Source organism: Citrobacter sp. Cpo045 (assembly GCF_030332875.1).
In the GTDB taxonomy this organism is placed as follows: Bacteria; Pseudomonadota; Gammaproteobacteria; order Enterobacterales; family Enterobacteriaceae; genus Citrobacter; species Citrobacter portucalensis.
The window spans coordinates 49083-74022 of sequence record NZ_JAOWGZ010000072.1 but is presented as its reverse complement, the minus strand read 5'-3'; the positions used below and the strand labels follow the sequence as shown (position 1 = coordinate 74022).

Here is a 24940-nt window from a genome sequence, read left to right as displayed (position 1 = left end):
AGGAAGTGACGCCAACGGGAGGTCCATGAGCGGATCGAGAGTTCAATTTTCATTCAATGTGCTCACCATTAATACTCACAAAGGGTTTACCGCCTTCAACCGGCGTTTTATTTTGCCTGAGCTACGGGAAGCCGTCAGAACCGTCGGCGCAGACATTGTGTGTCTGCAGGAAGTCATGGGGGCGCACGAAGCGCATTCGCTGCACATTGAGAACTGGCCGGATACCAGCCACTACGAATTTCTGGCAGACACAATGTGGAGCGACTTCGCCTACGGGCGTAACGCCGTGTACCCGCAGGGACATCACGGTAATGCGGTGCTGTCGCGGTATCCCATTGAGCATTATGAAAATCGTGATGTGTCAGTCGGCGCGAGTGAAAAGCGCGGAGTCCTTTACTGCCGCATCGTACCGCCAATGCTCTCCCTCCCCATTCATGTGATGTGTGTGCATCTCGGCCTACGTGAAGCTCACCGCCAGGCCCAGCTCTCGATGCTGGCAGACTGGGTTAACGCCCTGCCCAACGCGGAGCCCGTGGTGATTGCTGGAGATTTTAACGACTGGCGGCAAACGGCCAATCGCCCGTTGAAAGCCAAAGCTGGCCTTGACGAGATTTTTACCCGCGCCCACGGTCGCCCGGCGCGAACGTTTCCGGTGCAGTTTCCCCTGCTGCGCCTGGACAGGATCTATGTGAAAAACGCGAATGCCAGTACCCCAACGACGCTTGCGCTGCGTCACTGGCGACATTTGTCCGATCATGCCCCCCTGAGTGCGGAGATTCATTTATGAAATATGGCTGGCGTGAAGGCAATCAAATTCAACTGCTGGAAAACGGCGATCAATTCTATCCCGCCGTCTTTGACGCCATTGAGCAGGCACAGCAAAAAATTATCCTTGAGACTTTTATCTGGTTTGAAGATGCGGTAGGAAAACAGCTGCATGCCGCGTTGCTCGAAGCCGCCCGACGAGGAATCAAAGCAGAGGTGCTGCTGGATGGCTACGGCTCGCCGGATCTGAGCGACAGTTTTGTTGAAGAGCTGACCGTAGCCGGTGTTGTTTTCCGCTACTACGATCCGCGTCCGCGTCTTTTTGGAATGCGCACCAATCTCTTTCGCCGTATGCATCGAAAAATAGTGGTCATTGATGACCGTGTTGCCTTTGTCGGCGGCATCAATTACTCCGCTGAACATATGTCGGATTACGGCCCGGAGGCCAAGCAGGATTACGCCGTGCGCGTTGAAGGTCCAGTCGTTGCTGACATTCTGAACTTTGTACTGGAAAACCTGCCCGGGCAAAGCGCCGTACGACGCTGGTGGCGACGTCATCACCGGGCAATCGACAATCATCGCCCCGGCGAAGCGCAGGCGCTGTTTGTCTGGCGCGATAACGAAGAGCATCGCGATGATATTGAACGCCATTATCTTAAAATGCTGACCCAGGCCCGACGGGAAGTGATCATTGCCAATGCCTATTTCTTTCCCGGTTATCGCCTGCTGCATGCCCTGCGTAAAGCAGCACGACGCGGCGTTCGGGTAAAACTCATTGTGCAGGGTGAACCGGATATGCCGATTGTGAAAGTGGGTGCCCGCCTGCTGTACAACTATCTGGTTAAAGGTGGCGTCCATGTCTACGAATACCGCCGTAAACCTCTGCATGGCAAAGTGGCGCTGATGGACGATCACTGGGCGACGGTGGGCTCCAGCAATCTTGATCCGCTGAGCCTGTCGCTGAATCTGGAAGCGAATCTGATTATTCATGACCGCACGTTTAACCAGACCCTGCGCGACAACCTGAACCCTATTATTGCGCAGGACTGCAAGCGGGTAGATGAATCCATGCTGCCAAAACGCACCTGGTGGAACCTGACTAAAAGCGTGTTGGCCTTCCACTTTTTACGCCACTTCCCGGCGCTGGTCGGCTGGCTTCCGGCGCAAACCCCGCATCTGGCCGAGGTAGAGCCGCCCGCGCAGCCCGCTCTGGAAACTCAGGACCGTATACAAACTGAGGATGCAGGAGGGAAACCCTGATGGCAAAAAATCACCGACGCTGGCGGTTAGCGAAAAAGATCCTCACATGGTTATTTTTTATTGCGGTGATCGTGTTGCTGGTCGTTTATGCCAGCAAAGTCAACTGGCAGGAAGTGTGGACGGTAATTCGCGATTACAACCGGATCGCCCTGCTCAGCGCCGTGGGGTTGGTGATCGTCAGTTATTTACTTTACGGTTGTTATGATCTGCTCGGGCGCTACTACTGCGGTCACAAACTGGCAAAACGCCAGGTCATGTTGGTGTCGTTTATCTGTTACGCGTTCAACCTGACGTTAAGCACCTGGGTGGGCGGTATTGGGATGCGATATCGGCTCTACTCGCGTCTCGGGTTGCCGGGGGGCACAATAACGCGGATTTTTTCGCTGAGTATTACCACTAACTGGCTGGGCTATATTCTGCTGGGCGGTTTTATATTTACCTTCGGCGTCGTCGAACTGCCCGCTCACTGGTATATCGATGAAGGCACATTGCGCATTTTAGGCATAGCGCTGCTGCTTATTATTGTTGTTTATCTGTGGTTTTGCACCTTCGCTAAACATCGTCACATCACCATCAAGGGCCAAAAGCTGGTGCTCCCCTCCTGGAAATTTGCCCTCGCGCAGATGGCGATATCCGGGACTAACTGGATGGTTATGGGGGCGATTATCTGGTTGTTGCTGGGTCAGAATATTAACTATTTCTTCGTGCTTGGCGTGCTGCTGGTAAGCAGTATTGCCGGGGTTATCGTACATATTCCGGCGGGAATTGGCGTGCTGGAGGCGGTGTTTATGGCGCTGCTGGCAGGAGAGGACACGTCTCAGGGCACGATCATTGCCGCGCTGCTCGCGTATCGCGTGCTGTACTATTTTATTCCGCTACTGCTGGCGCTGGTGTGTTTTTTGCTGCTGGAGAGTCGGGCGAAAAAGCTGCGGGTAAAAAACGAGAAGGCGATGGCGAAATGATGGTGCTTATAGTGCCGGATGCGGCTTAACGCCTTATCCGGCCTACTTTCGATACACAACTGTAGGCCGGATAAGCGCAGCGCCATCCGGCAACAGACAATTAACGACGATTGCCGAAAATACGCAGCAGCATCAGGAACAGGTTGATGAAGTCCAGATACAGCGTTAAGGCCCCAAGAATCGCGTATTTACGCAGATTGGAGCTGTCTCGCAGGTCGATCTGCTCACCGATATTTTTCAGCTTCTGCGTGTCATAGGCGGTCAGACCGACAAACACTATCACCCCGATATAGGTCACCGCCCACATCAGCGCTTCGCTCTTCAGCCAGAAGTTAACCAGCGAAGCCAGCACAATACCGATCAGCGCCATAAACAGCATATTGCCGAAGCCGCTCAGATCGCGCTTGGTGGTGTAGCCATACAAACTCATGATCCCGAACATCCCGCCAGTGACCACGAAGGTGCTGGCGATAGACGAGTAGGTATAGACAATAAAGATGCTTGATAGCGTCAACCCGGTTAATGCCGAATAGAGCATAAACAGCGTGGTCGCCATACCCGCGCTCAGCCTTTGCACCATGCCGGACAGAACAAACACCAGCGCCAGTTGAGCGATGATCAGGCCAAAGAAGGTGATTTTGCTGGAGAAGACAAACATCATCACCGCGGGCGTATTTGCCGCATACCAGGCGATAAACGCCGTCAGCAATAGTCCGCAGGTCATCCAGCCGTACACCTGCGCCATATACGTTTGCAGGCCGGAACGGGCCTGTACAATAGAATCGGATCGTGGGAATCGGTCCATGACAATCTCCTGAATCAGTATGAGCCTACAACAATTGTACTCTACCAGCGTTTTGCTGCTAGCTTATCACTGTCGCGGGCATCAACCCAGCGCTCACCTTCCGGCGTGGCCTCGCGCTTCCAGAACGGCGCGCGGGTTTTCAGGTAATCCATAATGAACTGCCCGGCATCAAACGCGCTGCTGCGATGCGCGCTGGTCACGCCAACAAAAACGATCTCGTCACCCGGCCACAGTTCGCCAATGCGATGGATCACCGTCACCCGACCCAGCGGCCAGCGCGAACGCGCTTCGTCGACAATCTCCGCCAGCGCTTTTTCGGTCATTCCCGGATAGTGTTCCAGCGTTAACGCCTTAACGCTGTCACCGAGATTGTGATTGCGGACTTTACCGGTGAAAGTGACTACCGCGCCGTCTTCATCGCGCTCTGCCAGCCAGGGATACTCATCCCCAACGCTGAACGGCGCATGGCCAACAACAATTCGCGTTTCAGCCATTTTAGCCTCCGGTTACCGGCGGGAAGAAAGCGACTTCATCACCCGCGTTAAGAGGATGGTCAAAACTGACCAGCGTCTGATTCACCGCCGCCAGCAGCTTGCCGTCTTCCAGCGCCAGCGCCCAGCGATCGCTTTGCGCCGCCAGATGCTTGCGCAGCGCTTCTACCGTTGCAAACTCGGCGGCAACTTCTAACGCATCGGTGTTCACCAGTTCCCGTACCTGAGCAAAGAAAAGAACCTTAATCATGCGCATCCACCTTAAAATCACCCGATTTGCCGCCGCTTTTTGCCAGCAAACGCACCGGACCAATCACCATATCCTTTTGCACCGCTTTGCACATATCGTAGATGGTCAACGCCGCCACGGAGGCTGCCGTTAACGCTTCCATTTCAACGCCGGTTTTACCTGTCAGGCGACACAGCGTTTCAATACGTACGCGATTGTGCTCCGGCTCGGCGTGCAAATTGACTTCGACCTTGCTCAACATCAGTGGGTGACACAGTGGGATAAGATCCCAGGTCCGTTTGGCAGCCTGAATACCGGCAATACGCGCCGTGGCGAAAACATCACCCTTATGGTGACTGCCGTCGATGATCATCGCCAGCGTTTCGCTACGCATGGTTACAAATGCTTCTGCACGCGCCTCACGTACGGTTTCCGCTTTGGCGGAGACATCCACCATATGCGCTTCGCCAGCGGCGTTAATATGAGTCAGTTGCGACATACTTATTTCTTCAAATGTGGGTGGAAATTACACGGACGCGTACGGGCATCAAGCTGCGGCGCAATGATATTTTCCCAGGCAGTACGACACGCTTTGGTCGAACCCGGCATGGCAAAAATCAGCGTTTTATTGGCCACCCCGGCAATCGCGCGGGATTGCAGCGTCGCGGTGCCAATCTCTTCAAACGACAGCATACGGAATACTTCGCCAAACCCTTCGACTTCTCTGTCGAACAGCGGTTGCAGCGCTTCCGGCGCCTGGTCCCCTTCGGTTAAGCCAGTGCCACCGGTAATGAGCACCACCTGTACATCGTCACTGGCAATCCAGGCAGAAACCTGGGCGCGGATGGCGTAGCGGTTCTCTTTGACAATCGCCTTATCGACAATCTGATGACCCGCTTCTTGCGCCGAGTCACGCAGATAATGGCCGGAGGTGTCATCTTCTTCGCCGCGACGGTTGGAAACAGTAAGAATAGCAATGCGTGTCGGGATAAATTCAGCGCTTACCTGACTCATGAAAAACTCCTTTTAGCGATCAGCCGCCAATGTAAGATAAGTTTTGCGTAATACCGGTATTGTTCTGATGCAGGAAATGGGTCTGCTTTTTCTCCAGCAGCGCGGCTGAAATACGTTCTTCCAGCGCCGGTTGCTGAGCATCGTCTTCCAGCAAATCACGCAGGCTTACGCCGCCTTCACCAAATAAACACAGATGAAGCTTGCCGACAGAGGAAACGCGCAGACGATTACAGGTGGCGCAGAAGTCTTTCTCATAAGGCATGATCAGACCAATTTCGCCAACATAATCAGGATGACAGAAAACCTGAGCCGGGCCGTCGCTACGCTGTCGGATCTGGTGGATCCAGCCGCGACGCAGCAGCTCATCGCGCAGTACCTGTCCGGAAATATGGTGTTTACGGAAGAGAGAGCTGCCCTCGCCCGTTTCCATCAGTTCAATAAAACGCAGTTGGATTGGTCGAGGTTGGATCCACGCCAGGAAGGTGTCCAGTTGATGATGGTTTACGTCGCGCATCAGCACGGTGTTGACTTTCACTTTTTCAAAACCGGCATCAAAGGCGGCATCAATGCCCGCCATCACCTGCTGAAACTTGTCCTGTCCGGTAATGGCGTGAAACTGACGGGCGTCGAGGCTGTCGACGCTGACGTTGAGCGCGGTCAGTCCGGCATCGCGCCAGGCGGCGGCATCGCGCGCCAGACGATAACCATTGGTGGTTACCGCAATCTGGCGAATGGCGTCGTTTTCGCGCACGGCGGCGATAATGTCAGTGAAGTCGCGACGCAGTGAAGGTTCGCCCCCCGTCAGACGCACTTTTTCCGTTCCCAGACTGGCGAACGCACGCGTGACACGGCGAATTTCATCAACGGTTAAAAAGCCGTTATTGGTGACCCCGCCGGGCTTATAGCCATCCGGCAGGCAGTAGGTGCAACGAAAGTTACACACATCGGTAATCGACAAACGTAAGTAGTAAAACTTACGTGCGAAAGCATCGGTAAGTTGAGAGCCCATGTACACCTTTCCAAATACGGGAGACGTAGTCATTTCTTCCTGCGCCCTGGTGACAAACTTTTTCAAGTCTTGTCACGGCCAAAGCACCGTATCATTTGACCCAGGTGCAGAGGCTAGAGTGTTTATACTCATCATACTTCGAGTTGCAGATGCGTTGGCTTACGGCAACTCAAATTTTTAAGAGTACTTTGTGGTTATGCCGATACTAGCGTGTAAATGGCGCTTTTGCCATGTACACTTTCGCTGTATAAATATGTATATAGCGACATGATCGTGCAATTTCGCTACAGAATAAGCAAAAATCACAGTTTTGCATTGATATACATCATCTTGCCATCAGGTGAGTGTCGTCAGAAAGGAGTAGATCGCAGAAAAAAATTACGGCAGATGCCGACTGGATAATTGCTGAAAACACGCTATTTACGTTACTGTAGCGCCGATCAATTGATATCAGGAAAATATATGCGCACTCGCACGCTGGCAGATTTGGACCGCGTTGTCGCTCTCGGCGGAGGGCATGGATTAGGACGCGTTCTCTCCTCTCTTTCCCCATTAGGTTCCCGCCTGACGGGTATCGTCACCACCACCGATAACGGCGGGTCGACAGGTCGTATTCGTCGCTCTGAAGGAGGGATTGCCTGGGGAGACATGCGTAACTGTCTGAACCAGTTAATTACCCAACCCAGCGTTGCATCCGCTATGTTTGAGTATCGTTTTGGCGGTAATGGCGAACTTTCCGGGCATAACCTCGGAAATCTAATGTTAAAGGCGCTCGATCACCTCAGCGTGCGGCCTCTGGAAGCTATCAATTTAATTCGTAGCCTGCTGAAAGTTGACGCACATTTAATTCCGATGTCGGAGCTGCCGGTGGATCTGATGGCCATTGATGACCAGGGGCACGAAGTTTATGGCGAAGTGAATATCGATCAGCTCACCGTCCCACCTCAGGAACTGATGCTTTCGCCAAAAGTCCCGACTACACGGGAGGGCGTTGAGGCTATCGCTGAAGCGGATTTAATTTTGATAGGCCCCGGCAGTTTTTACACCAGCCTGATGCCGATTCTTTTACTCGATGAAATGTCACAGGCATTACGTCGCACACCGGCTCCAATGGTCTACATAGGCAATCTTGGGCGCGAATTAAGCCTGCCAGCAGCCAGCCTGACGCTTAGCGATAAGCTGGCCATTATTGAACAGTACGTCGGGAAGAAAGTGATTGATGCGGTGGTTGTGGGGCCGAAAGTGGATGCTTCCGCCGTTACCGACCGCGTTGTGATCCAGGAAGTGCTGGAAGCCAGCGATATTCCCTACCGCCATGACCGCCAGCTATTGCATAGTGCGCTGGAGAAAGCAGTGCAGGCGCTGGGCTGAACGGATTTGCCTGATGCGCTTCGCTTATCTGGCCTACAAGACGCAATCTACCCCGTAGGTCGGATAAGGGGTTTACCCCGCATCCGACACCGTCTTACGATGCCGCAATAAACAACTCGCGCAACTGATGCAACTGGTCACGGATTGTCGCGGCCTCTTCAAATTCGAGATTCTGCGCGTGCTGCATCATCTGCCCTTCCAGCTCGTGAATCTTCTGCTGCAGCGCTTTTGGCGTCATATCCAGTTCGACAACCTCAGACTTCGCGCCTGCGCGTGACTTCCCTTTGCCTTTCGCTTTGGTCTTCGCAATATTCTGACCCAGCGCCAGAATATCGACCACTTTCTTGTTCAGCCCCTGCGGCGTAATACCGTGTTCTTCGTTATAGAGCTGCTGCTTCTCACGGCGACGTTCGGTTTCACCAATCGCTTTAGCCATAGAGGCGGTAATTTTATCGCCGTAGAGAATCGCCTTACCGTTGATGTTACGCGCCGCACGACCGATGGTCTGAATAAGTGACCGTTCAGAACGCAGGAACCCTTCTTTGTCTGCGTCCAGAATCGCCACCAGGGAGACCTCAGGCATGTCCAGACCTTCACGTAGCAGGTTGATACCCACCAGCACGTCAAACTCGCCCAGACGCAGGTCACGAATGATTTCCATACGTTCCACGGTATCGATGTCAGAGTGCAGATAACGCACCCGTTCACCGTGCTCTTCAAGATACTCGGTGAGATCCTCCGCCATCCGTTTGGTCAGCGTGGTGACCAGCACACGTTCGTTAATCGCCGCACGGGTGCGGATCTCAGATAGCAGATCGTCAACCTGCGTCGCCACCGGGCGCACCTCAATGACCGGATCCAGCAGGCCGGTCGGTCTTACTACCTGATCGACCACATCATCACCGGATTTCTCCAGCTCATAGTTGCCCGGCGTCGCCGAAACGTAGATGGTTTGCGGGGCCAGCGCTTCAAACTCTTCAAATTTAAGCGGACGGTTATCCAGCGCAGACGGCAGACGGAATCCGTATTCGACCAGGGTTTCTTTACGCGCCCGGTCACCGCGATACATGCCGCCAATTTGCGGGATAGTCACGTGAGATTCATCCACCACCAGCAGGCCATCGGCAGGCAGGTAATCAAACAGCGTCGGCGGCGGCTCGCCCGGACCACGCCCGGACAGATAGCGGGAATAGTTTTCAATCCCCGAGCAGTAACCCAGCTCGTTCATCATTTCCAGATCGAACTGGGTACGCTGACTTAAGCGCTGTTCTTCCAGCAGTTTGTTATTTGCCAACAGGACTTTTCGCCGCTCTGCCAGCTCAACTTTAATTTCTTCCATCGCCTGTACAATACGTTCGCGCGGCGTCACGTAGTGCGTTTTAGGGTAGATGGTAAAGCGCGAAATAGTGGATTCGACCTGCCCGGTAAGCGGGTCAAACAGCGACAAACGTTCGACCTCTTCATCAAACAGTTCCACGCGCAACGCGATGTCGTCAGATTCCGCCGGGAATATGTCGATCACTTCACCGCGCACGCGGAAGGTCCCGCGCTGGAATGCCTGATCGTTGCGGGTATACTGCAGCTCCGCCAGACGACGCAGGATCGCGCGCTGGTCGATAATCATCCCCACCGTCAGGTGCAGCATCATTTTCAGGTATAGATCCGGGTCACCCAGACCATAAATCGCGGAAACCGACGCCACGACGACGACATCCCGTCGCTCAAGCAACGCTTTGGTTGCTGACAGACGCATCTGCTCAATGTGTTCGTTAACCGAAGCATCCTTCTCGATGAAGGTGTCAGAACTTGGCACGTAGGCTTCCGGCTGATAATAGTCGTAGTAGGAGACGAAATACTCCACCGCGTTATCCGGGAAGAACTCTTTCATCTCACCGTACAACTGCGCGGCAAGCGTCTTATTGGGGGCCAGCACCATGGTAGGGCGCTGTAGGTCCGCAATCACGTTCGCGATGGTGAATGTTTTCCCCGACCCCGTCACCCCCAGCAGCGTCTGATGCGCCAGACCATCCTCCAGACCTTCTTCCAGGCGACGTATCGCCTCAGGCTGATCGCCAGAGGGTTTAAAAACGGAATTTAGTTTGAACGGTTTACTCATGAGCAGCTACCTGAAGCAATGGGCGGGCAGGTGTGTAATTTTACTCGCAGCAGTATATTTTGCCAGTAAAATATACTGGATGAAAAAACAGTAACGCGCCAGAATATTTCTGTTACGCCAGCAAAATGGCCGTGACTACAGGCTAAAATTTGTCCGCAGGCAAGATAAAACACCAGCAAAAATGTGTTATCCCCAAACCAATGACTTTTTTAACATTTGTCAAGCTACCCGATGAAAGTTTTGTGGCAACACATGACACTTCTGCGACAGCCATTGCATTTATCTAACACACTGTAATTTAATGACTATTATCTCAAGCCGTCTTTCGCATCAATTTAGTCGCAGGCCGCGTCTTCTCTCGCTTACCTTGTGTTTTCTAACTCTAATACACAAGGTTATCCACAGGAATAGTGGATAACTGCCTCCAGCCCGTACGGACTGTAGCCTGGCAAAAACGTCCTGATGATCTTTTCTGGTGGGATAAAAAAAAATTATCGCTATTTTTTGATATTTATCAGCTAACGAAGCGACCTGGGATGGCCGAGATCTTGCTCGCATTTTCATCATTTTCCTGCCTGCACCATCACAACGCCACCAGGCACTGACAATGTGCACACTGCGGCGCTCATCCACAACAAGCCGGATACCGCAACCCGCTCAATACGCTATTCTGCTGTATTTTCCCCTAATTCCGCTTCTGGCAAGAGATTTGCAGTTTTCTCCCGACCATCAGCCCGCGAGGCGGATATCATCATGAGGGAGAAATCTATGTTGAGTCTTCGTGCAGTGAATCACTATTACGGTAATCAACACTCGCTTTGGGATGTCGATCTCGACCTGTTGCCCGGCAAATGTACCGCCGTGCTGGGTCTTCCAGGGATGGGAAAAACCACGCTGGCCAATTGCATCATCGGCAATTTACCGATTGAGAGCGGAACCATGTTCTGGCATCAGGCTGGCGCACCACCTTGCGATCTGCTTCAGATTCCGGCGGCAAAGCGCATTGCGCTGGGTATTAACTGTGTATCACAGGAACGGCGAATTTTTTCGCAGCTGACGGTAGAGGAAAATCTGCACATTGCGCGCCAGGCGGTCGAGGAAAGCGAAGCGATGAACAGCAGCGATATTTACCGCCTGTTTCCGCAGCTGTTTGTACTGCGTCAGGCCAAAGGGGTGGCATTGTCAGAGGAAAATCAGCACCAGCTTGCACTCGCCAGTGCGCTGGTCACTCGCCCGCGCCTGCTGATCCTCGATGAGCCGACGCGAGGAAGTGGCCAGGCGTATATCCACAAACTGGGGAATCTGATTGTGAGGCTAAGCCAGGAGCTTGGCATCGCCATTATGCTCGCGGAGCAGAGCCTGCCGTTCATTCGTCGGGTCGCCGACTGCTATTGCTTGTTACATCGTGGACGCAACGTGGCTCAAGGACAAATAACACAATTCAGCGACCCGCTAATCAACGACTGGTGGATGCCAGAGACAAAACGCTAAGATCGATATAACGACCAGTCGATGCTCGTTCCGGCTCTTCTGCCAGCCAGGGAATTTCCCCCAATAGCGGAGCCGCAAGCGCACGCTTTAGCGTCGCCATATATTCAGCATGACGCTTGCCGGGTGGCAGCACATCATTGGCAACCCATCCGGCGAGCGTCAGCCCCGCCTGTTGCACCGCCTGGGCGGTCAAAATGGCATGATTGATACAACCGAGCTTAACGCCAACCACCAGAATCACCGGCAGTTGTTCCGCTTTTACCCAGTCAGAAAAACTCAGCGTTGGTGAAAGTGGCGTAAACCATCCGCCTGCGCCTTCCACCAATACCCAGTCAGCTTGTTCTTCAAGCAAGCGTAAACCCGCAGACATCACTGAAGCCTGAATGGGGCGTCCTTCGTCAGCACTGATGATATGCGGTGAGGTAGGTTCGGCGAAGGTATACGGATTGATGGCCGCATAATCCACTGCCACAACGCTGTTGCGCTGTAGAGCCAGCGCATCGCTGTTTCGTAGACCTTCAGCCGTCATTTCACTGCCTGACGCCACCGGCTTATAGCCGACCGTTCGCAACCCCAGCTGTCCCGCAGCCTGAAGCAACGCACAGCTGGCGATAGTTTTACCTACTTCGGTGTCCGTCCCGGTGACAAAATATGTGTTAGTCACGTTGAATTACTCCCAAAAAAAGATGATAGGTCAGCGGATATTTACCCTGCTGACAGGGCCAGGCGAGCTGTAACTGGCGCAACTGCGAGCGGGTCAGCACACGCTGCTCACGTCCATCATGCAAATGCGTCGCGCCAATGCCCTTTAGCGAGCGCATGGCACTCAGCGCATCGTCAAACCACAGCGTGACGGCATGAGACTGGTATTCAACGTCCCAGCCGCACAGAGCGTTTTCCAGTTGCTCCACGGGTAAAAAACGATTGGCGTGCTCCCGATCATCAACCGCTCTCCACGCCTGACGAAGTTCCGGCATCGACCCTTGCGCCAGCGTACTAAACGCCACCGTCCCGCCAGGACGCACCACCCGGTATAGCTCGCGTAACGCGCCGCGCAGGTCGTTGCACCACTGCACGGCCAGATTGCTCCAGGCCAGATCGAAAGTGGCAGCGGCCTGCGGAATGGCTTCGATATCCGCCAGCAGATAGTGATGGGCGACATCGTGACGCTGCGCTTGCGTAAGCATTTGCGCCGACAGATCCAGCGCACAGACCTCGCTCCCCTGCTCCCGCCAGTAGCGACTCATACGCCCAGGCCCACAGCCCGCGTCCAAAACCCGTGAGAACGCCCGGCCATCGAGTTGTGCCAGTAACGCATCGGCGCTCTGACGCTGAAGCTCCGCATGTTGCTCATAGTGTGTGGCCGCGCGACCAAACGCAGCGGCAATCGCCTGCTTATTGACCTGCGCCATGCAGCACCTCCAGTAAGTTGTCGATATCCTGGACTTCATGCGCCTGGGTCAACGTAATCCGCAGCCTGGCCGTCCCAACCGGCACCGTCGGTGGACGAATCGCCGTCACCCAGCACCCCTGTTGCCGTAGCGTCTGTGCCAGTTGCAAGGCTTTATGATTGTCGCCAACGATCAGCGGTTGAATAGCGCTGTCTGAATGTGCCAGCGTCAAATCCGTAGTATTCACCCCTGCGCGAAAACGCTGGGTCAGCATCGCCAGCTTTTCTCTGCGCTCATCGCCTTCGCGGCTGCGGATCACCGCCAGCGCGGCGCGCAAGGCCTGAGCCTGGGCTGGCGGCATGCTGGTGCTGTAGATCAGATGACGGGCAAACTGCAGCAGATAATCGGCCACGCTATCAGAACACAGGATCGCCGCACCGCTGACGCCGAACCCTTTGCCAAATGTCACCACCAACAGCTCAGGTTTCACCTGCTGTCGGGAGCACGAACCACGCCCTTCCTCACCGCTTACGCCAATCCCATGCGCATCATCCACCAGCAGCCACGCGCCCTGCCGTTTCGCCACCACGTGGATTTCTGCCAGCGGCGCGCTGTCGCCATCCATGCTGAACACGCCTTCGGTGATCACCAGCTGCTGCCCCGGACAGGGGGCTGTCAGCAGACGATCCAGATGTTGCGAGTCGTTATGAGTAAAGCGACGTAACACGGCAGGGCTAAGACTGGCAGCCTCCAGCAGCGAGGCATGGCTGAGCCTGTCGGCAACAATCTTGTCATCTTTTCCCATCAGTGCGGCAATGACCGCCTGATTGGCGGCAAAACCAGAGATGAACAACAGCGCCCGGGAATAGCCGAGCCACTGCGCCAGTTCTTCTTCCAGCGCCTGATGAGCAACGGAATAACCGCTGACATGGCCCGAGCCGCCGCTGCCGACGCCAAAACGCTCAGCGCCCTGCTGCCACGCGCAGATAATCTGCGGATGGTGGCTTAAGCCGAGGTAGTCGTTGCTGGAGAAATTCAGATACTGGCGACCGTCGGCCTGCAGCCAGCGACCGGCACCCTGCGTCACCGCATAGCGCTGACGCAACGCATCAGCACTACGACGCGCTGTTAGCGCATCGTCAATTTTTTGCTGCCAGGTCATACGGTTGCCGCGTTGTAGTAATCGTCGGTATCCGGGGTACGTAGCGCCTGCTCCAGACGTTGTTGCTGTTCGTTATCGCCCGCCAGTACCGCCGTTTGCTGCGGGTTAAGACCCAGCTTGCGAAATAACAGCAAATCTTTATCTTCGTTCGGGTTCGGGGTGGTCAGCAGTTTGCAGCCGTAGAAAATCGAGTTGGCCCCGGCCATAAAGCACATCGCCTGGGTTTGTTCGTTCATCTGCTCGCGCCCGGCAGAAAGACGCACGTATGAGGTCGGCATCATGATACGCGCCACGGCGATAGTACGAATAAAATCAAAAGCATCTACGTCGTCGTTATCGGCAAGCGGCGTGCCCTTCACTTTCACCAGCATGTTGATCGGCACACTTTCCGGCGGCGTCGGCAGATTCGCTAATTGTAGCAGCAGACCCGCGCGGTCGGTCACCGTTTCACCCAGCCCAACAATCCCGCCGGAGCAAACTTTAATGCCCGCCTCGCGCACTTTATCCAGCGTATCCAGGCGCTCCTGGTACGAGCGGGTGGTGATGATATTGCCGTAAAATTCCGGCGAGGTGTCGAGGTTGTGGTTGTAGTAGTCCAGACCCGCATTGGCCAGGCGCTGGGCCTGAGATTCGTCCAGCGTGCCCAGCGTCATACAGGCTTCCAGCCCCAGTTCTTTCACGCCCTGAACCATTTGTTCCAGGTACGGCATATCGCGCTCATGCGGGTTCTTCCACGCCGCGCCCATGCAAAACCGCGTTGAACCGGCCTGCTTCGCCTTACGTGCCGAGTCCAGTACCTGTTCAACCTCCATCAACCGTTCTGTTTCCAGACCGGTTTTATAGCGGGAGCTTTGAGGGCAGTATTTGCAATCTTCCGGGCAAGCACCGGTCTTAATCGACAGCAGCGTACTAACTTGTACCTGCTGCGGATCGAAATGCTGACGATGAACCTGCTGCGCTTCAAACAGCAGATCCAACAGTGGTTTTTCAAATAATTCGGTGACTTGCGACATTGTCCAGCGAGAAGAATGAGCCATATTGGTATACGTTTCGTTGTTAGTTTGGTGTAGACTCGTAAACCTAAATCTTTTTAATTTGGTTTACAAGTCGATTATGACAACGGACGATCTTGCGTTTGACCAACGCCATATCTGGCACCCATACACCTCCATGACCTCCCCGTTGCCGGTTTATCCGGTGGCGCGTGCCGAAGGTTGCGAACTGATCTTAGCCAGCGGTGAGAAGCTGATTGACGGCATGTCATCCTGGTGGGCGGCAATCCACGGTTACAATCACCCACAGCTGAACGCCGCGATGAAAACGCAGATTGATGCCATGTCGCATGTGATGTTTGGCGGCATTACCCATGCCCCGGCCATTGCGCTGTGCCGCCAGTTGGTGGCGATGACCCCAGAGGCGCTGGAGTGCGTTTTTCTCGCAGATTCAGGGTCGGTCGCCGTAGAAGTTGCAATGAAAATGGCACTGCAATACTGGCAGGCTAAAGGTGAACCCCGCCAGCGTTTCATGACATTTCGTAACGGTTATCACGGTGATACCTTCGGCGCGATGTCGGTCTGCGATCCTGACAACTCAATGCACAGTCTGTGGAAGGGATACCTGCCGGAGAACCTGTTTGCCCCAGCCCCACAAAGCCGCATGGGCGGCGAGTGGGACGAACTGGATATGGTGCCTTTTGCCCGTCTGATGGCCGCGCATCGCCACGAAATTGCGGCAGTGATCCTAGAGCCAATCGTACAGGGCGCTGGCGGTATGCGCATGTATCATCCCGAATGGTTAAAACGCATCCGTAAGATGTGCGACCGTGAAGGGATCCTGCTGATTGCTGATGAAATCGCCACCGGATTTGGTCGTACAGGCAAGCTTTTTGCCTGCGAGCATGCCGACATCACTCCGGACATTTTATGCCTGGGCAAAGCGTTAACCGGCGGAACGATGACCCTTTCTGCAACCCTCACCACCCGCCAGGTTGCGGAAACCATCAGCAACGGTGAAGCAGGATGCTTCATGCACGGCCCGACCTTTATGGGCAATCCGTTGGCCTGCGCCGTCGCCTCCGCCAGCCTGTCGTTAATCGAAACCGGCGAGTGGCGCGCGCAGGTAGCGGCCATTGAAGCGCAGCTGCGGGCAGAACTCGCCCCGGCGGCGGACTCCAGTTGGGTTGCGGACGTACGCGTGCTCGGCGCCATTGGCGTCATCGAAACCACCCATCCGGTGAATATGGCAGCGTTACAGAAGTTCTTTGTCGAACAGGGCGTGTGGATAAGACCGTTTGGCAAGCTCATCTACCTGATGCCGCCGTACATCATCCAGCCCGATCAGTTGCGTCGTCTGACGCAGGCCGTGAACGAGGCTGTGCGCAATGCAACATTTTTTAGCGATTAATCAGCGGTAAGCTCTACGGTTTCTGGCTACACTTTTTGGCTAACGAGAGGAGTCAGCATGAAACTAATCAGTAACGATTTGCGCGATGGCGATAAACTTGGGCATCGCCACGTCTTTAACGGCATGGGGTATGACGGGGATAATATTTCCCCCCACCTGGCGTGGGATGACGTACCCGCAGGAACCAAAAGCTTTGTCGTGACCTGCTTTGATCCTGATGCGCCAACCGGCTCCGGCTGGTGGCATTGGGTGGTGGTAAATCTGCCGGCTGATACCCGCGTACTCCCACAAGGATTCGGCTCCGGGCTGGTTGCGCTGCCGGATGGGGTGATTCAGACCCGTACAGATTTTGGCAAAGCCGGTTATGGCGGCGCTGCGCCGCCGAAGGGCGAAACCCACCGCTATATCTTTACGGTTCACGCCCTGGATGTGGAGCGTATTGATGTCGATGAAGGTGCCAGCGGCGCGATGGTTGGATTTAACGTCCATTTCCACTCGCTCGCCAGCGCCTCGATTACGGCGATGTTTAGCTAAGCTGTGTTGTGCCGGATGTCGGCTTCACCTCATCCGGCCTACAAAGCAGACCGTGGGCCTGATAAGACGCGTCAGCGTCGACATCAGGCAATTTTCTACAGAAATTCAGGCAGCAATTGCAGCAACGTTCCTTGCGCTAACAACTCGGTCGCGCACTCAATATCCGGGGCAAAAAAGCGATCCTGCGTGTAGTGGGCAACCTGCTCGCGCAGCGCCTGTCGCGCCTGCTCCAGCAACGGACTGGAGGTTAACCCTTCACGCAGGTCAATCCCCTGACACGCCGCCAGCCACTCCACGGCAATCACACCGCGCGTATTTGCTGCCATCTCCCACAGTCTGCGCCCCGCCGCCGGAGCCATAGAAACATGATCTTCCTGGTTGGCGGAGGTCGGCAAGCTGTCCACGCTGTGCGGATGCGCCAGCGCTTTGTTCTCGCTCGCCAGCGCGGCGGCGGTTACCTGAGCAATCATAAAGCCGGAGTTAACCCCGCCATTTTTCACCAGGAACGGCGGCAACTGCGACATATGTTTGTCCATCATCAGCGCAATGCGCCGCTCTGACAACGAGCCGATTTCCGCAATCGCCAGCGCCAGATTATCTGCCGCCATCGCCACCGGTTCAGCATGGAAATTCCCACCGGAGATCACATCGCCCTCTTCGGCAAACACCAGCGGGTTGTCGGAAACCGCGTTGGCTTCAACCAGCAGAACATCCATCACCTGGCGCATTTGTGTCAGACATGCCCCCATCACCTGTGGCTGACAGCGCAGAGAATACGGGTCCTGCACCTTTTCACAGTTATGATGCGACTGCGAAAGCGCGCTGGAGTCGGTCAACACATGACGGTATAGCGTTGCGGCATCAATCTGCCCACGCTGCCCTCGCGCGGCATGAATACGGGCGTCAAACGGACGACGGGAGCCCAGCACGGCTTCTGTGGTCAGCGCCCCGCACACCGTCGCAGACGCAAACAGTTCCTGAGCTTCAATTAACCCGCGCAGTGCAAAGGCGGTGGAAGCCTGAGTGCCGTTGAGCAGCGCCAGTCCCTCTTTCGCCTCCAGCGTGATCGGCTCCAGTCCGGCCTTTTTCAGCGCGTCGGTAGCCGGGAGCCATTCCCCCTGCCAGCGCGCTTTACCTTCGCCCAGTAGCGTCAACGACATATGTGCCAGCGGCGCCAGGTCGCCCGATGCGCCCACCGACCCTTTCGCCGGGATCAGTGGATACACCTCGGCATTCACCAGCGCAATCAACGCTTCAATCACGCTCAAACGAATGCCGGAAAACCCACGCGCCAGGCTGTTGATTTTCAGCACCATAATCAGGCGAACCATTGCGTCATCCAGCGCCTCGCCAACGCCTGCCGCATGCGAAAGCACCAGCGAACGCTGTAAATTCTGCAAATCTTCCGTGGCGATACGGGTCTGAGCCAACAGGCCAAAGCCGGTATTAATGCCATACGCCGTACGGCCTTCAGCGACAATATTATTGACGCAGGCGACGCTGGCGTTGATTGCATCAATCGCCCCGGCATCCAGGTTCAGTTTGACCGGCTGCTGCCAGATTTCACGTAGCTGGGTAAAACTCAGTTGGCCCGGCGTGAGTGTCATGGTGTTCATATCAGCGTTTCTCCTGCGTCGCAGCAATCATTGGCAAATTCAGCCCTTCTTCAACGGCGCACTCCACCGCAATGTCATACCCGGCGTCGGCGTGGCGCATCACCCCGGTAGCCGGATCGTTATGTAAGACTCGGGCGATGCGCGCCGCGGCTTCATCGGTGCCATCGCAAACAATCACCATCCCGGCATGCTGAGAGAAGCCCATGCCAACCCCGCCGCCGTGATGCAGCGACACCCAGGTCGCTCCGCTGGCGGTGTTAAGCAGCGCGTTCAGCAGCGGCCAGTCGGATACGGCGTCTGAACCGTCGCGCATAGCTTCTGTTTCGCGGTTTGGGCTGGCAACAGAACCGGAGTCCAGATGGTCACGGCCAATAACAATCGGCGCAGATACTTCACCGCTGCGCACCATCTCATTAAACGCCAGCCCCAGCTTTTGTCGCCACTCCAGGCCGACCCAGCAGATACGCGCTGGTAAGCCCTGGAAGTTGATCCGCTCACGCGCCATATCCAACCAGTGATGAAGGTGCTTATCATCAGCAACGATCTCTTTCACTTTGGCATCTGTCTTATAAATATCCTGCGGATCGCCTGACAGTGCCACCCAACGGAACGGGCCTATGCCGCGACAGAACAGGGGGCGAATATAAGCAGGTACGAAGCCGGGGAAATCAAAGGCGTTTTCCACGCCCATCTCTTTGGCCATCTGGCGAATGTTATTACCGTAATCAAACGTCGGTACGCCCATTTTGCTAAACGCCAGCATCGCTTCGACATGCGTTGCCATTGAACGTTTCGCCGCCTGCACCGTGCCGTGGGGATCGGACACCGCTTTTGCCTGATACTCTTCCCAACTCCAGCCGCACGGCAGATAACCATGCAGCGGATCGTGGGCGCTGGTCTGGTCGGTGACCATATCCGGGCGCACACCGCGCTTCACCAGTTCCGGCACAACGTCGGCGGCATTAGCACACAGCGCAATGGACACAGCTTTACCCTCGCGGGTGTATTTGTCGATACGCGCCAGCGCATCGTCAAGCGATGTCGCCTGCTCGTCGACATAACGGGTACGCAGACGGAAATCAATTCGGCTTTGCTGGCATTCAATGTTCAGCGAACACGCACCCGCAAGTGTAGCGGCTAGCGGTTGTGCTCCGCCCATGCCGCCCAGCCCGGCGGTCAGCACCCAGCGTCCGCTGAGGTTACCCTGATAATGCTGACGCCCGGCCTCAACGAAGGTTTCATAAGTCCCCTGCACGATGCCCTGGCTGCCGATGTAGATCCAGCTTCCGGCGGTCATCTGGCCGTACATCGCCAGCCCTTTGGCGTCCAGTTCGTTGAAGTGTTCCCAGGTAGCCCAATGTGGCACCAGGTTGGAGTTGGCAATCAGCACGCGCGGTGCGTTGTCGTGAGTTTTGAATACGCCTACCGGTTTACCAGACTGGACCAGCAGAGTTTCATCGGTCTCCAGTTTGGTCAGCGCGTTGACGATGGCGTCATAACATTCCCAGTCCCGCGCGGCGCGGCCAATCCCACCGTATACCACCAGCTCATGCGGATTTTCCGCCACATCGGGATCCAGATTATTCATTAACATGCGCAGCGGCGCTTCGGTCAGCCAGCTTTTGGCCGTTAAGGTGGTGCCGCGTGGGGCACGAATATCCTGCTGACGATATTTGCTATGGGACATGACAGAAAACTCCTCGCGAACGTCGGATAGATAAGTAACATATACTTGTCTATACAAGCTGCCGCAAGGGTCATTTTAACAATTAAGATACATTTTTATTATATTGCGTCAGCAATCACGGTTTTCATGTCCTGTATCAGGACATAAACCGTCCTTGCAGGCGATAGCGAGAACCCGGGAACAGCAAACGGGCATGAGAGACAATGGATGACGCAGACCAGGTTTTACGGCGGATCAGCAGGCAGGGATCGTGTTCTTTGATATTCAGCAGCGCGCACTCTTCGGCGCTGGCACGTACCGCTTCAACAATATGCTCACCTTCCGTTAAAGGGGCTATCAGCGACAGGTAAGCGTGCGGCGTAGTCTGGCTGTAATCCTGCGCCAGATACTCCGGCACAATATCTGCATTCACGCAGCGATCTTCAATCTGTACCGGCAAATCGTTCTCGTAGTGCACCATGACAGAGTGAAAAATGGAGGTGCCTTCTTTGACGTTTAACACCAAAGCCTGCTGCGCGTTGGCCTGGGTTTTTTCCAGCGTCAGCACTTCGCACCGGTGCTGATGCTGACGGGCGTTGATTTCATCTGCGATGCTGCGGATTTCAAACAGCGCGGACTGACCTTTGGGCTCGGCGACAAACGTCCCCACGCCCTGCAAACGCACCAGTAAACCTTCATCCGTTAACTCACGTAGCGCCCGGTTGATGGTCATGCGGCTGAAACCATACTGCGCCACCAGCTCTGCCTCAGAAGGAATGCGATCGTGAGGCTGCCAGATACCGCTGGCAATTTTTTCGCTGATCTCCTGTTTGACCTTTTCGTAAAAAGGAGCCGGAGCAGAACGGGATGGGAGCATGCGTGAGCCTTCCTTAAGCTGAAAATGTGAGTGGGTAGAGTTTACAGGCATTACCCGAGCCTGATAAGCGCAACGCCATCAGGTATATCAGTGCCACCAGTGGGCGATTTGCCAGCCTAATCGCGCCGCCACGCGTGCTGCTCTGCCATCATCGTCAAAGCGTGGATTAAATTCAACCATATCCACCGCCAGGAGTTTACCGCTACGACACAGAGGCTCAATCAGTCTCAGCAGCGTCGCCAACGGTACGCCAAGCGCGGCGGGGGCCGACACGCCGGGCATTTCCCACACCGGCAGCACGTCGAGGTCGATTGTCAGATAGATGACATCCAGATTGGCAATGAACTGCGCTAACTGCGCCTGCGCCGTATCGCAATGCAGATCCTCCACCACGGTAACACCGAGCCGCTGGGCCTCATCCCAAAGCGCCTGGGTGTTTGCCGCCCGACTGACGCCGATACAGGCATAGTGAAATTCACGCTGCTGTTCATCGCAAAGCTGCGCCAGCTGGCGAAATGGCGTACCGGATGTAGCTTGTTCAGCTTTGCGCAAATCGAGATGCGCATCGAAGTTGACTATCCCCACTTTCGCCTGCGGGAACGCACCCAGTACGCCCGCGCCATGCGCAAAGGCAGTTTCGTGTCCCCCGCCCAAAACAAAGGTACGCATGTTCTCGTGCTGACAGCGCTGTACCGCATTACGTAACGCCTGCTGCGCACCCTCAAGATCGGGAGCCTGCGCCACAATATTTCCCAGATCCACCAGCCGATTGTGCCCATCGTGGCTGGCTAAATTCGCCAGCGCCTTGCGTAGCACATCGGGTGCTCCGGCGGCGCCCGTGCGCCCCTGATTGCGTTTAACGCCTTCGTCGCAGGCAAACCCGAGTAACGCTATCTGCTCGCGGTACATTTCTGGGCTAAACGTCTGGCTCAGGGTGATAGTCTGAAACAGGCGCAGCGCATTCGGCGATTCGGCGCGGTCATCACGTCCCTGCCACAGCGCAGGTGAGGCTGGTTGCCAGTTGGTCATGCTATTTGTCCTTTGAATACGCGTTGGTAGAGCGGATTGCGCCCGGGTTCATACAGGATCTCGACCGGGAGGGTTGCATCCCACACCACAAAATCGGCCACAAACCCGGCCTTCAATTGACCGTGGGTGGCATGACGCCCCAGTGCCCGGGCCGCATGACGGGTTACGCCCGCCCATGCTTCTTCCGGCGTTAGGCCAAACTGAACGCAGGCCATATTCATCGCCCAGTGCAGGCTGATAAACGGACTGGTACCGGGGTTAAAATCTGTCGCTACCGCCATCGGTACCTGATATTGACGCAGCAACGCTACCGGTGGGCGCTGCTGCTCTTTGAGGAAATAGAATGCGCCGGGCAGCAGCACACCGACCGTACCGCTTTGGCTCATCGCCGCTACACCCGCTTCATCGAGGTATTCAATATGATCGGCGGATAGCCCGTGGTAGCGGCTTACCAACTGTGCGCCGCCAAGCAATGACAGTTGTTCGACATGGCCTTTAATCGGGATGCCCAGCGCCTGTGCAGCCTGAAACACCCGCTCGCTCTGCGCCAACGAAAAACCAACGCTTTCACAGAACAGATCGACGGTCTCAAACAGCCCTTGTTCCCACAATTGCGGCATAATGGTCTCACACACCAGCGTAATATAGCCGTCAGGATCATCCCGGTATTCCGCTGGAGTTGCATGCGCAGCCAACAGCGTCGGGCTGATTTCAACGATATTCTCTGCCGCCAGCGCTGCCACCACGCGCAATATTTTCTCTTCTGTCGGCAAATCCAGGCCGTAGCCGGATTTTATTTCCAGCAGCGTAACACCTTCTTTGATCAGCTGTTCCATCCGCTGATGGGCTACGTGTAAGAGTTGTTCATCCGTGGCGCTGCGGGTCGCCGATACGGTGGCATTGATCCCCCCACCCTGAGCGCTTATCTGCTGGTAGGAGACACCATTTAGCCGCTGCTCCCACTCACCTGCGCGGTTTCCGCCAAAGACCAGATGCGTATGGCAATCAATCAGGCCAGGCGTAATCAGCCTGCCCTGCATATCAAAAGTATTGTCATGCGTGAGATATAACGATGATTCCGGGACGATATCGCGAATCTTGCCCTGGCGGACGATCAGCGCGTGACCATCCAACAGCCCATATGGGGTACCACGTTCAGGGTCCATAGTCGCCAGACGAACATTGCGCCAGATAACATCATCAGGGAAGAATTGCTGCATTCGACTCACCACTTGTCATAGGTTGTATAGACATTTATTTTTGATTATAGGGATGTTGTCAACCTGAAGAACCATAATTGTTATCTATTTGTGATATAAAGACTCTCCGCGCCAGACATTGCTGCGATAAAAAACAACTTTTTACCTTTTCGCCTTCCCGTTTCGCTCAACTTAGTATAAAAAAGCAGGCTTTAATGGATAACTTTCAAAGCCCGGAGCAACCTGTGAACATATCATCAGTTTCCCGTCTGGCGCTGGCTATGGCTTTTGGCGTGACGCTGACCGCCTGTAGCTCTACGCCGCCCGATCAAATTCCTTCCGATCAGACCGCGCCAGGCACCTCTTCGCGCCCAATTTTGTCGGCCAATGAAGCGAAAAACTTCGTTACTGCGCACTATTTTTCCGCGCTGACGCCAAACACCGCGCCGTGGAGTCCTTCTTCTATTTCTCTGCCTGCACAGCCTGACTTCGTTGTTGGCCCGGCAGGGACTCAGGGCGTCACCCATACCAGCATTCAGGCCGCTGTTGATGCAGCAATCATCAAACGTACTAACAAACGTCAGTACATCGCGATTATGCCAGGCGAGTACCAGGGCACGGTATATATTCCGGCAGCAACAGGTAGCCTGACGCTGTACGGCATGGGCGAAAAACCGCTTGATGTGAAAATTGGCCAGGCTATTGACGGTGACATGAGCACCGCTGACTGGCGTCGTACGGTGAACCCAGGCGGTAAATACATGCCGGGTAAACCTGCGTGGTATATGTTTGATAATTGCCAGAACAAACGTGGCACAAATATTGGTGTGATGTGTTCTGCTGTCGTCTGGTCGCAAAATAACGGTCTGCAATTGCAGAACCTGACCATCGAAAACAACCTGGGTGACAGCGTTGATGCTGGTAACCACCCGGCCGTTGCACTGCGTACCGATGGCGATAAAGTGCAGATCAACAAGGTCAATATCCTTGGCCGCCAGAATACCTTCTTCGTGACCAATAGCGGCGTACAAAACCGTCTGGAAAACGATCGTCAACCGCGTACGCTGGTTACCAACAGCTACATTGAAGGTGATGTGGATATCGTTTCCGGTCGCGGTGCCGTAGTGTTCGATAACACCGATTTCCGCGTAGTGAACTCCCGTACCCAGCAGGAAGCCTATGTGTTCGCACCGGCTACCCTGTCAAACATCTACTACGGTTTCCTGGCGATTAATAGTCGCTTCACGGCAAGTGGCGATGGCGTGGCGCAGTTAGGCCGCTCGCTGGATGTCGATTCCAACACTAACGGTCAGGTCGTGATTCGTGACAGCGTGATTAACGAAGGCTTTAACATGGCAAAACCATGGGCTGACAGCGTTATCGCAAAACGCCCGTTTGCCGGTAATACCGGTGCGGAAGATGACAAAGGTGAAATCCAGCGTAACCTGAACGACACCAACTTCAACCGTATGTGGGAATACAACAACCGCGGTATCGGTAGCAAAGTGGTTGCTGAACCTAAGCAGTAAACGTCATTCTCTGATGTAAAC

Annotated in this window: 24 protein-coding genes and 1 riboswitch; of the genes, 8 read left to right on the top strand and 16 right to left on the bottom strand. The window is 55.0% G+C overall.

Annotated elements, in window-relative coordinates; translation table 11 throughout:
• The first annotated feature begins 25 nt into the window (after nt 1-25).
• The 3 genes from OGY13_RS03045 to OGY13_RS03035 are packed head-to-tail and all read left to right on the top strand — an operon-like array spanning nt 26 to nt 2987.
• Nucleotides 26-787 (top strand): endonuclease/exonuclease/phosphatase family protein, encoded by a 762-nt coding sequence (locus OGY13_RS03045; RefSeq protein WP_057066507.1) that lies wholly within the window; start codon nt 26-28, stop codon nt 785-787.
• Nucleotides 784-2025, top strand: coding sequence for a cardiolipin synthase ClsB (gene clsB / locus OGY13_RS03040; RefSeq protein ID WP_213752079.1), 1242 nt, complete (start codon nt 784-786; stop codon nt 2023-2025). Before OGY13_RS03045 ends, clsB begins: the two co-directional genes overlap by 4 nt.
• On the top strand, nt 2025-2987 hold the full coding sequence (locus tag OGY13_RS03035) for a lysylphosphatidylglycerol synthase domain-containing protein (RefSeq protein WP_060682510.1): 963 nt from the start codon (nt 2025-2027) through the stop codon (nt 2985-2987). The genes clsB and OGY13_RS03035 overlap by 1 nt, the downstream gene beginning before the upstream one ends.
• Before the next feature lie 100 nt (nt 2988-3087).
• Here the strand turns inward: OGY13_RS03035 and OGY13_RS03030 are convergent, their stop codons facing one another.
• The 6 genes from OGY13_RS03030 to moaA all read right to left on the bottom strand — a co-directional run bounded on the left by OGY13_RS03030 (nt 3088) and on the right by moaA (nt 6535).
• Nucleotides 3088-3792 carry a Bax inhibitor-1/YccA family protein gene (locus OGY13_RS03030; protein WP_003831536.1) on the bottom strand — a complete coding sequence of 235 codons (705 nt, stop codon included), beginning with the start codon at nt 3790-3792 and terminating at the stop codon, nt 3088-3090.
• Between the two features lie 41 nt (nt 3793-3833).
• Nucleotides 3834-4286 carry a molybdopterin synthase catalytic subunit MoaE gene (moaE, locus tag OGY13_RS03025; protein WP_008784190.1) on the bottom strand — a complete coding sequence of 151 codons (453 nt, stop codon included), beginning with the start codon at nt 4284-4286 and terminating at the stop codon, nt 3834-3836.
• 1 nt (nt 4287) lies between these two features.
• Nucleotides 4288-4533, bottom strand: a complete 246-nt coding sequence (gene moaD / locus OGY13_RS03020; protein WP_003831530.1) for a molybdopterin synthase sulfur carrier subunit — start codon at nt 4531-4533, stop codon at nt 4288-4290.
• Entirely contained in the window at nt 4526-5011 is a 486-nt protein-coding gene (gene moaC / locus OGY13_RS03015) for a cyclic pyranopterin monophosphate synthase MoaC (protein WP_003035188.1), read from the bottom strand. Before moaC ends, moaD begins: the two co-directional genes overlap by 8 nt.
• 2 nt (nt 5012-5013) lie before the next feature.
• A complete protein-coding gene (moaB, locus tag OGY13_RS03010; RefSeq protein ID WP_003035187.1) occupies nt 5014-5526 on the bottom strand; it encodes a molybdenum cofactor biosynthesis protein B in 513 nt (170 codons plus the stop codon).
• A gap of 19 nt (nt 5527-5545) precedes the next feature.
• On the bottom strand, nt 5546-6535 hold the full coding sequence (moaA, locus tag OGY13_RS03005) for a GTP 3',8-cyclase MoaA (protein WP_032934386.1): 990 nt from the start codon (nt 6533-6535) through the stop codon (nt 5546-5548).
• Nucleotides 6523-6668, bottom strand: a riboswitch (molybdenum cofactor riboswitch). (Overlaps the previous gene by 13 nt.)
• A gap of 329 nt (nt 6669-6997) precedes the next feature.
• Here moaA and yvcK point away from each other — a divergent pair.
• Nucleotides 6998-7906: a uridine diphosphate-N-acetylglucosamine-binding protein YvcK gene (gene yvcK / locus OGY13_RS03000; protein ID WP_100272734.1), complete on the top strand. Its 909-nt coding sequence runs from the start codon at nt 6998-7000 to the stop codon at nt 7904-7906.
• 94 nt (nt 7907-8000) lie between these two features.
• Here yvcK and uvrB read toward each other — a convergent pair whose 3' ends face one another.
• Nucleotides 8001-10022 (bottom strand): excinuclease ABC subunit UvrB, encoded by a 2022-nt coding sequence (uvrB, locus tag OGY13_RS02995; RefSeq protein WP_213752080.1) that lies wholly within the window; start codon nt 10020-10022, stop codon nt 8001-8003.
• Between the two features lie 768 nt (nt 10023-10790).
• Between uvrB and OGY13_RS02990 the strand changes: the two genes are divergently transcribed.
• Nucleotides 10791-11513: an ABC transporter ATP-binding protein gene (locus OGY13_RS02990; protein WP_008784184.1), complete on the top strand. Its 723-nt coding sequence runs from the start codon at nt 10791-10793 to the stop codon at nt 11511-11513.
• Here the strand turns inward: OGY13_RS02990 and bioD are convergent.
• Genes bioD through bioB form a run of 4 tightly spaced genes read right to left on the bottom strand, consistent with a single transcriptional unit; the run spans nt 11479 to nt 15103 of the window.
• On the bottom strand, nt 11479-12177 hold the full coding sequence (bioD, locus tag OGY13_RS02985) for a dethiobiotin synthase (protein WP_057066503.1): 699 nt from the start codon (nt 12175-12177) through the stop codon (nt 11479-11481). The two genes, OGY13_RS02990 and bioD, sit on opposite strands and share 35 nt — an antisense overlap.
• On the bottom strand, nt 12170-12925 hold the full coding sequence (gene bioC, locus OGY13_RS02980) for a malonyl-ACP O-methyltransferase BioC (RefSeq protein WP_213752081.1): 756 nt from the start codon (nt 12923-12925) through the stop codon (nt 12170-12172). The genes bioD and bioC overlap by 8 nt, the downstream gene beginning before the upstream one ends.
• Nucleotides 12909-14066, bottom strand: coding sequence for an 8-amino-7-oxononanoate synthase (gene bioF / locus OGY13_RS02975; RefSeq protein ID WP_213752082.1), 1158 nt, complete (start codon nt 14064-14066; stop codon nt 12909-12911). The genes bioC and bioF overlap by 17 nt, the downstream gene beginning before the upstream one ends.
• Nucleotides 14063-15103 (bottom strand): biotin synthase BioB, encoded by a 1041-nt coding sequence (gene bioB, locus OGY13_RS02970; RefSeq protein WP_008784180.1) that lies wholly within the window; start codon nt 15101-15103, stop codon nt 14063-14065. Before bioB ends, bioF begins: the two co-directional genes overlap by 4 nt.
• A 76-nt stretch (nt 15104-15179) precedes the next feature.
• On the opposite strand from bioB, the gene bioA reads away from it, so the two are divergent.
• Both bioA and OGY13_RS02960 read left to right on the top strand, forming a co-directional pair.
• Nucleotides 15180-16469, top strand: coding sequence for an adenosylmethionine--8-amino-7-oxononanoate transaminase (gene bioA / locus OGY13_RS02965; RefSeq protein ID WP_213752083.1), 1290 nt, complete (start codon nt 15180-15182; stop codon nt 16467-16469).
• Between the two features lie 57 nt (nt 16470-16526).
• A complete protein-coding gene (locus OGY13_RS02960; RefSeq protein WP_008784178.1) occupies nt 16527-17003 on the top strand; it encodes a kinase inhibitor in 477 nt (158 codons plus the stop codon).
• A 95-nt stretch (nt 17004-17098) separates the two neighbouring features.
• Here OGY13_RS02960 and hutH read toward each other — a convergent pair whose 3' ends face one another.
• The 5 genes from hutH to hutI form a co-directional block, all read right to left on the bottom strand.
• Nucleotides 17099-18619, bottom strand: coding sequence for a histidine ammonia-lyase (gene hutH / locus OGY13_RS02955; RefSeq protein ID WP_048226039.1), 1521 nt, complete (start codon nt 18617-18619; stop codon nt 17099-17101).
• A 1-nt stretch (nt 18620) separates the two neighbouring features.
• On the bottom strand, nt 18621-20306 hold the full coding sequence (gene hutU / locus OGY13_RS02950) for a urocanate hydratase (protein WP_079934633.1): 1686 nt from the start codon (nt 20304-20306) through the stop codon (nt 18621-18623).
• Nucleotides 20307-20442: 136 nt separating this feature from the next.
• Nucleotides 20443-21162 carry a histidine utilization repressor gene (locus OGY13_RS02945; protein WP_213752084.1) on the bottom strand — a complete coding sequence of 240 codons (720 nt, stop codon included), beginning with the start codon at nt 21160-21162 and terminating at the stop codon, nt 20443-20445.
• A gap of 87 nt (nt 21163-21249) precedes the next feature.
• Complete coding sequence (hutG, locus tag OGY13_RS02940; RefSeq protein ID WP_213752085.1) at nt 21250-22191, bottom strand: formimidoylglutamase; 942 nt, start codon at nt 22189-22191, stop codon at nt 21250-21252.
• Complete coding sequence (gene hutI / locus OGY13_RS02935) at nt 22188-23411, bottom strand: imidazolonepropionase (protein WP_103284911.1); 1224 nt, start codon at nt 23409-23411, stop codon at nt 22188-22190. The genes hutG and hutI overlap by 4 nt, the downstream gene beginning before the upstream one ends.
• A 224-nt stretch (nt 23412-23635) precedes the next feature.
• Between hutI and OGY13_RS02930 the strand changes: the two genes are divergently transcribed.
• Complete coding sequence (locus tag OGY13_RS02930) at nt 23636-24919, top strand: putative acyl-CoA thioester hydrolase (protein ID WP_213752086.1); 1284 nt, start codon at nt 23636-23638, stop codon at nt 24917-24919.
• Nucleotides 24920-24940: the final 21 nt, after the last annotated feature.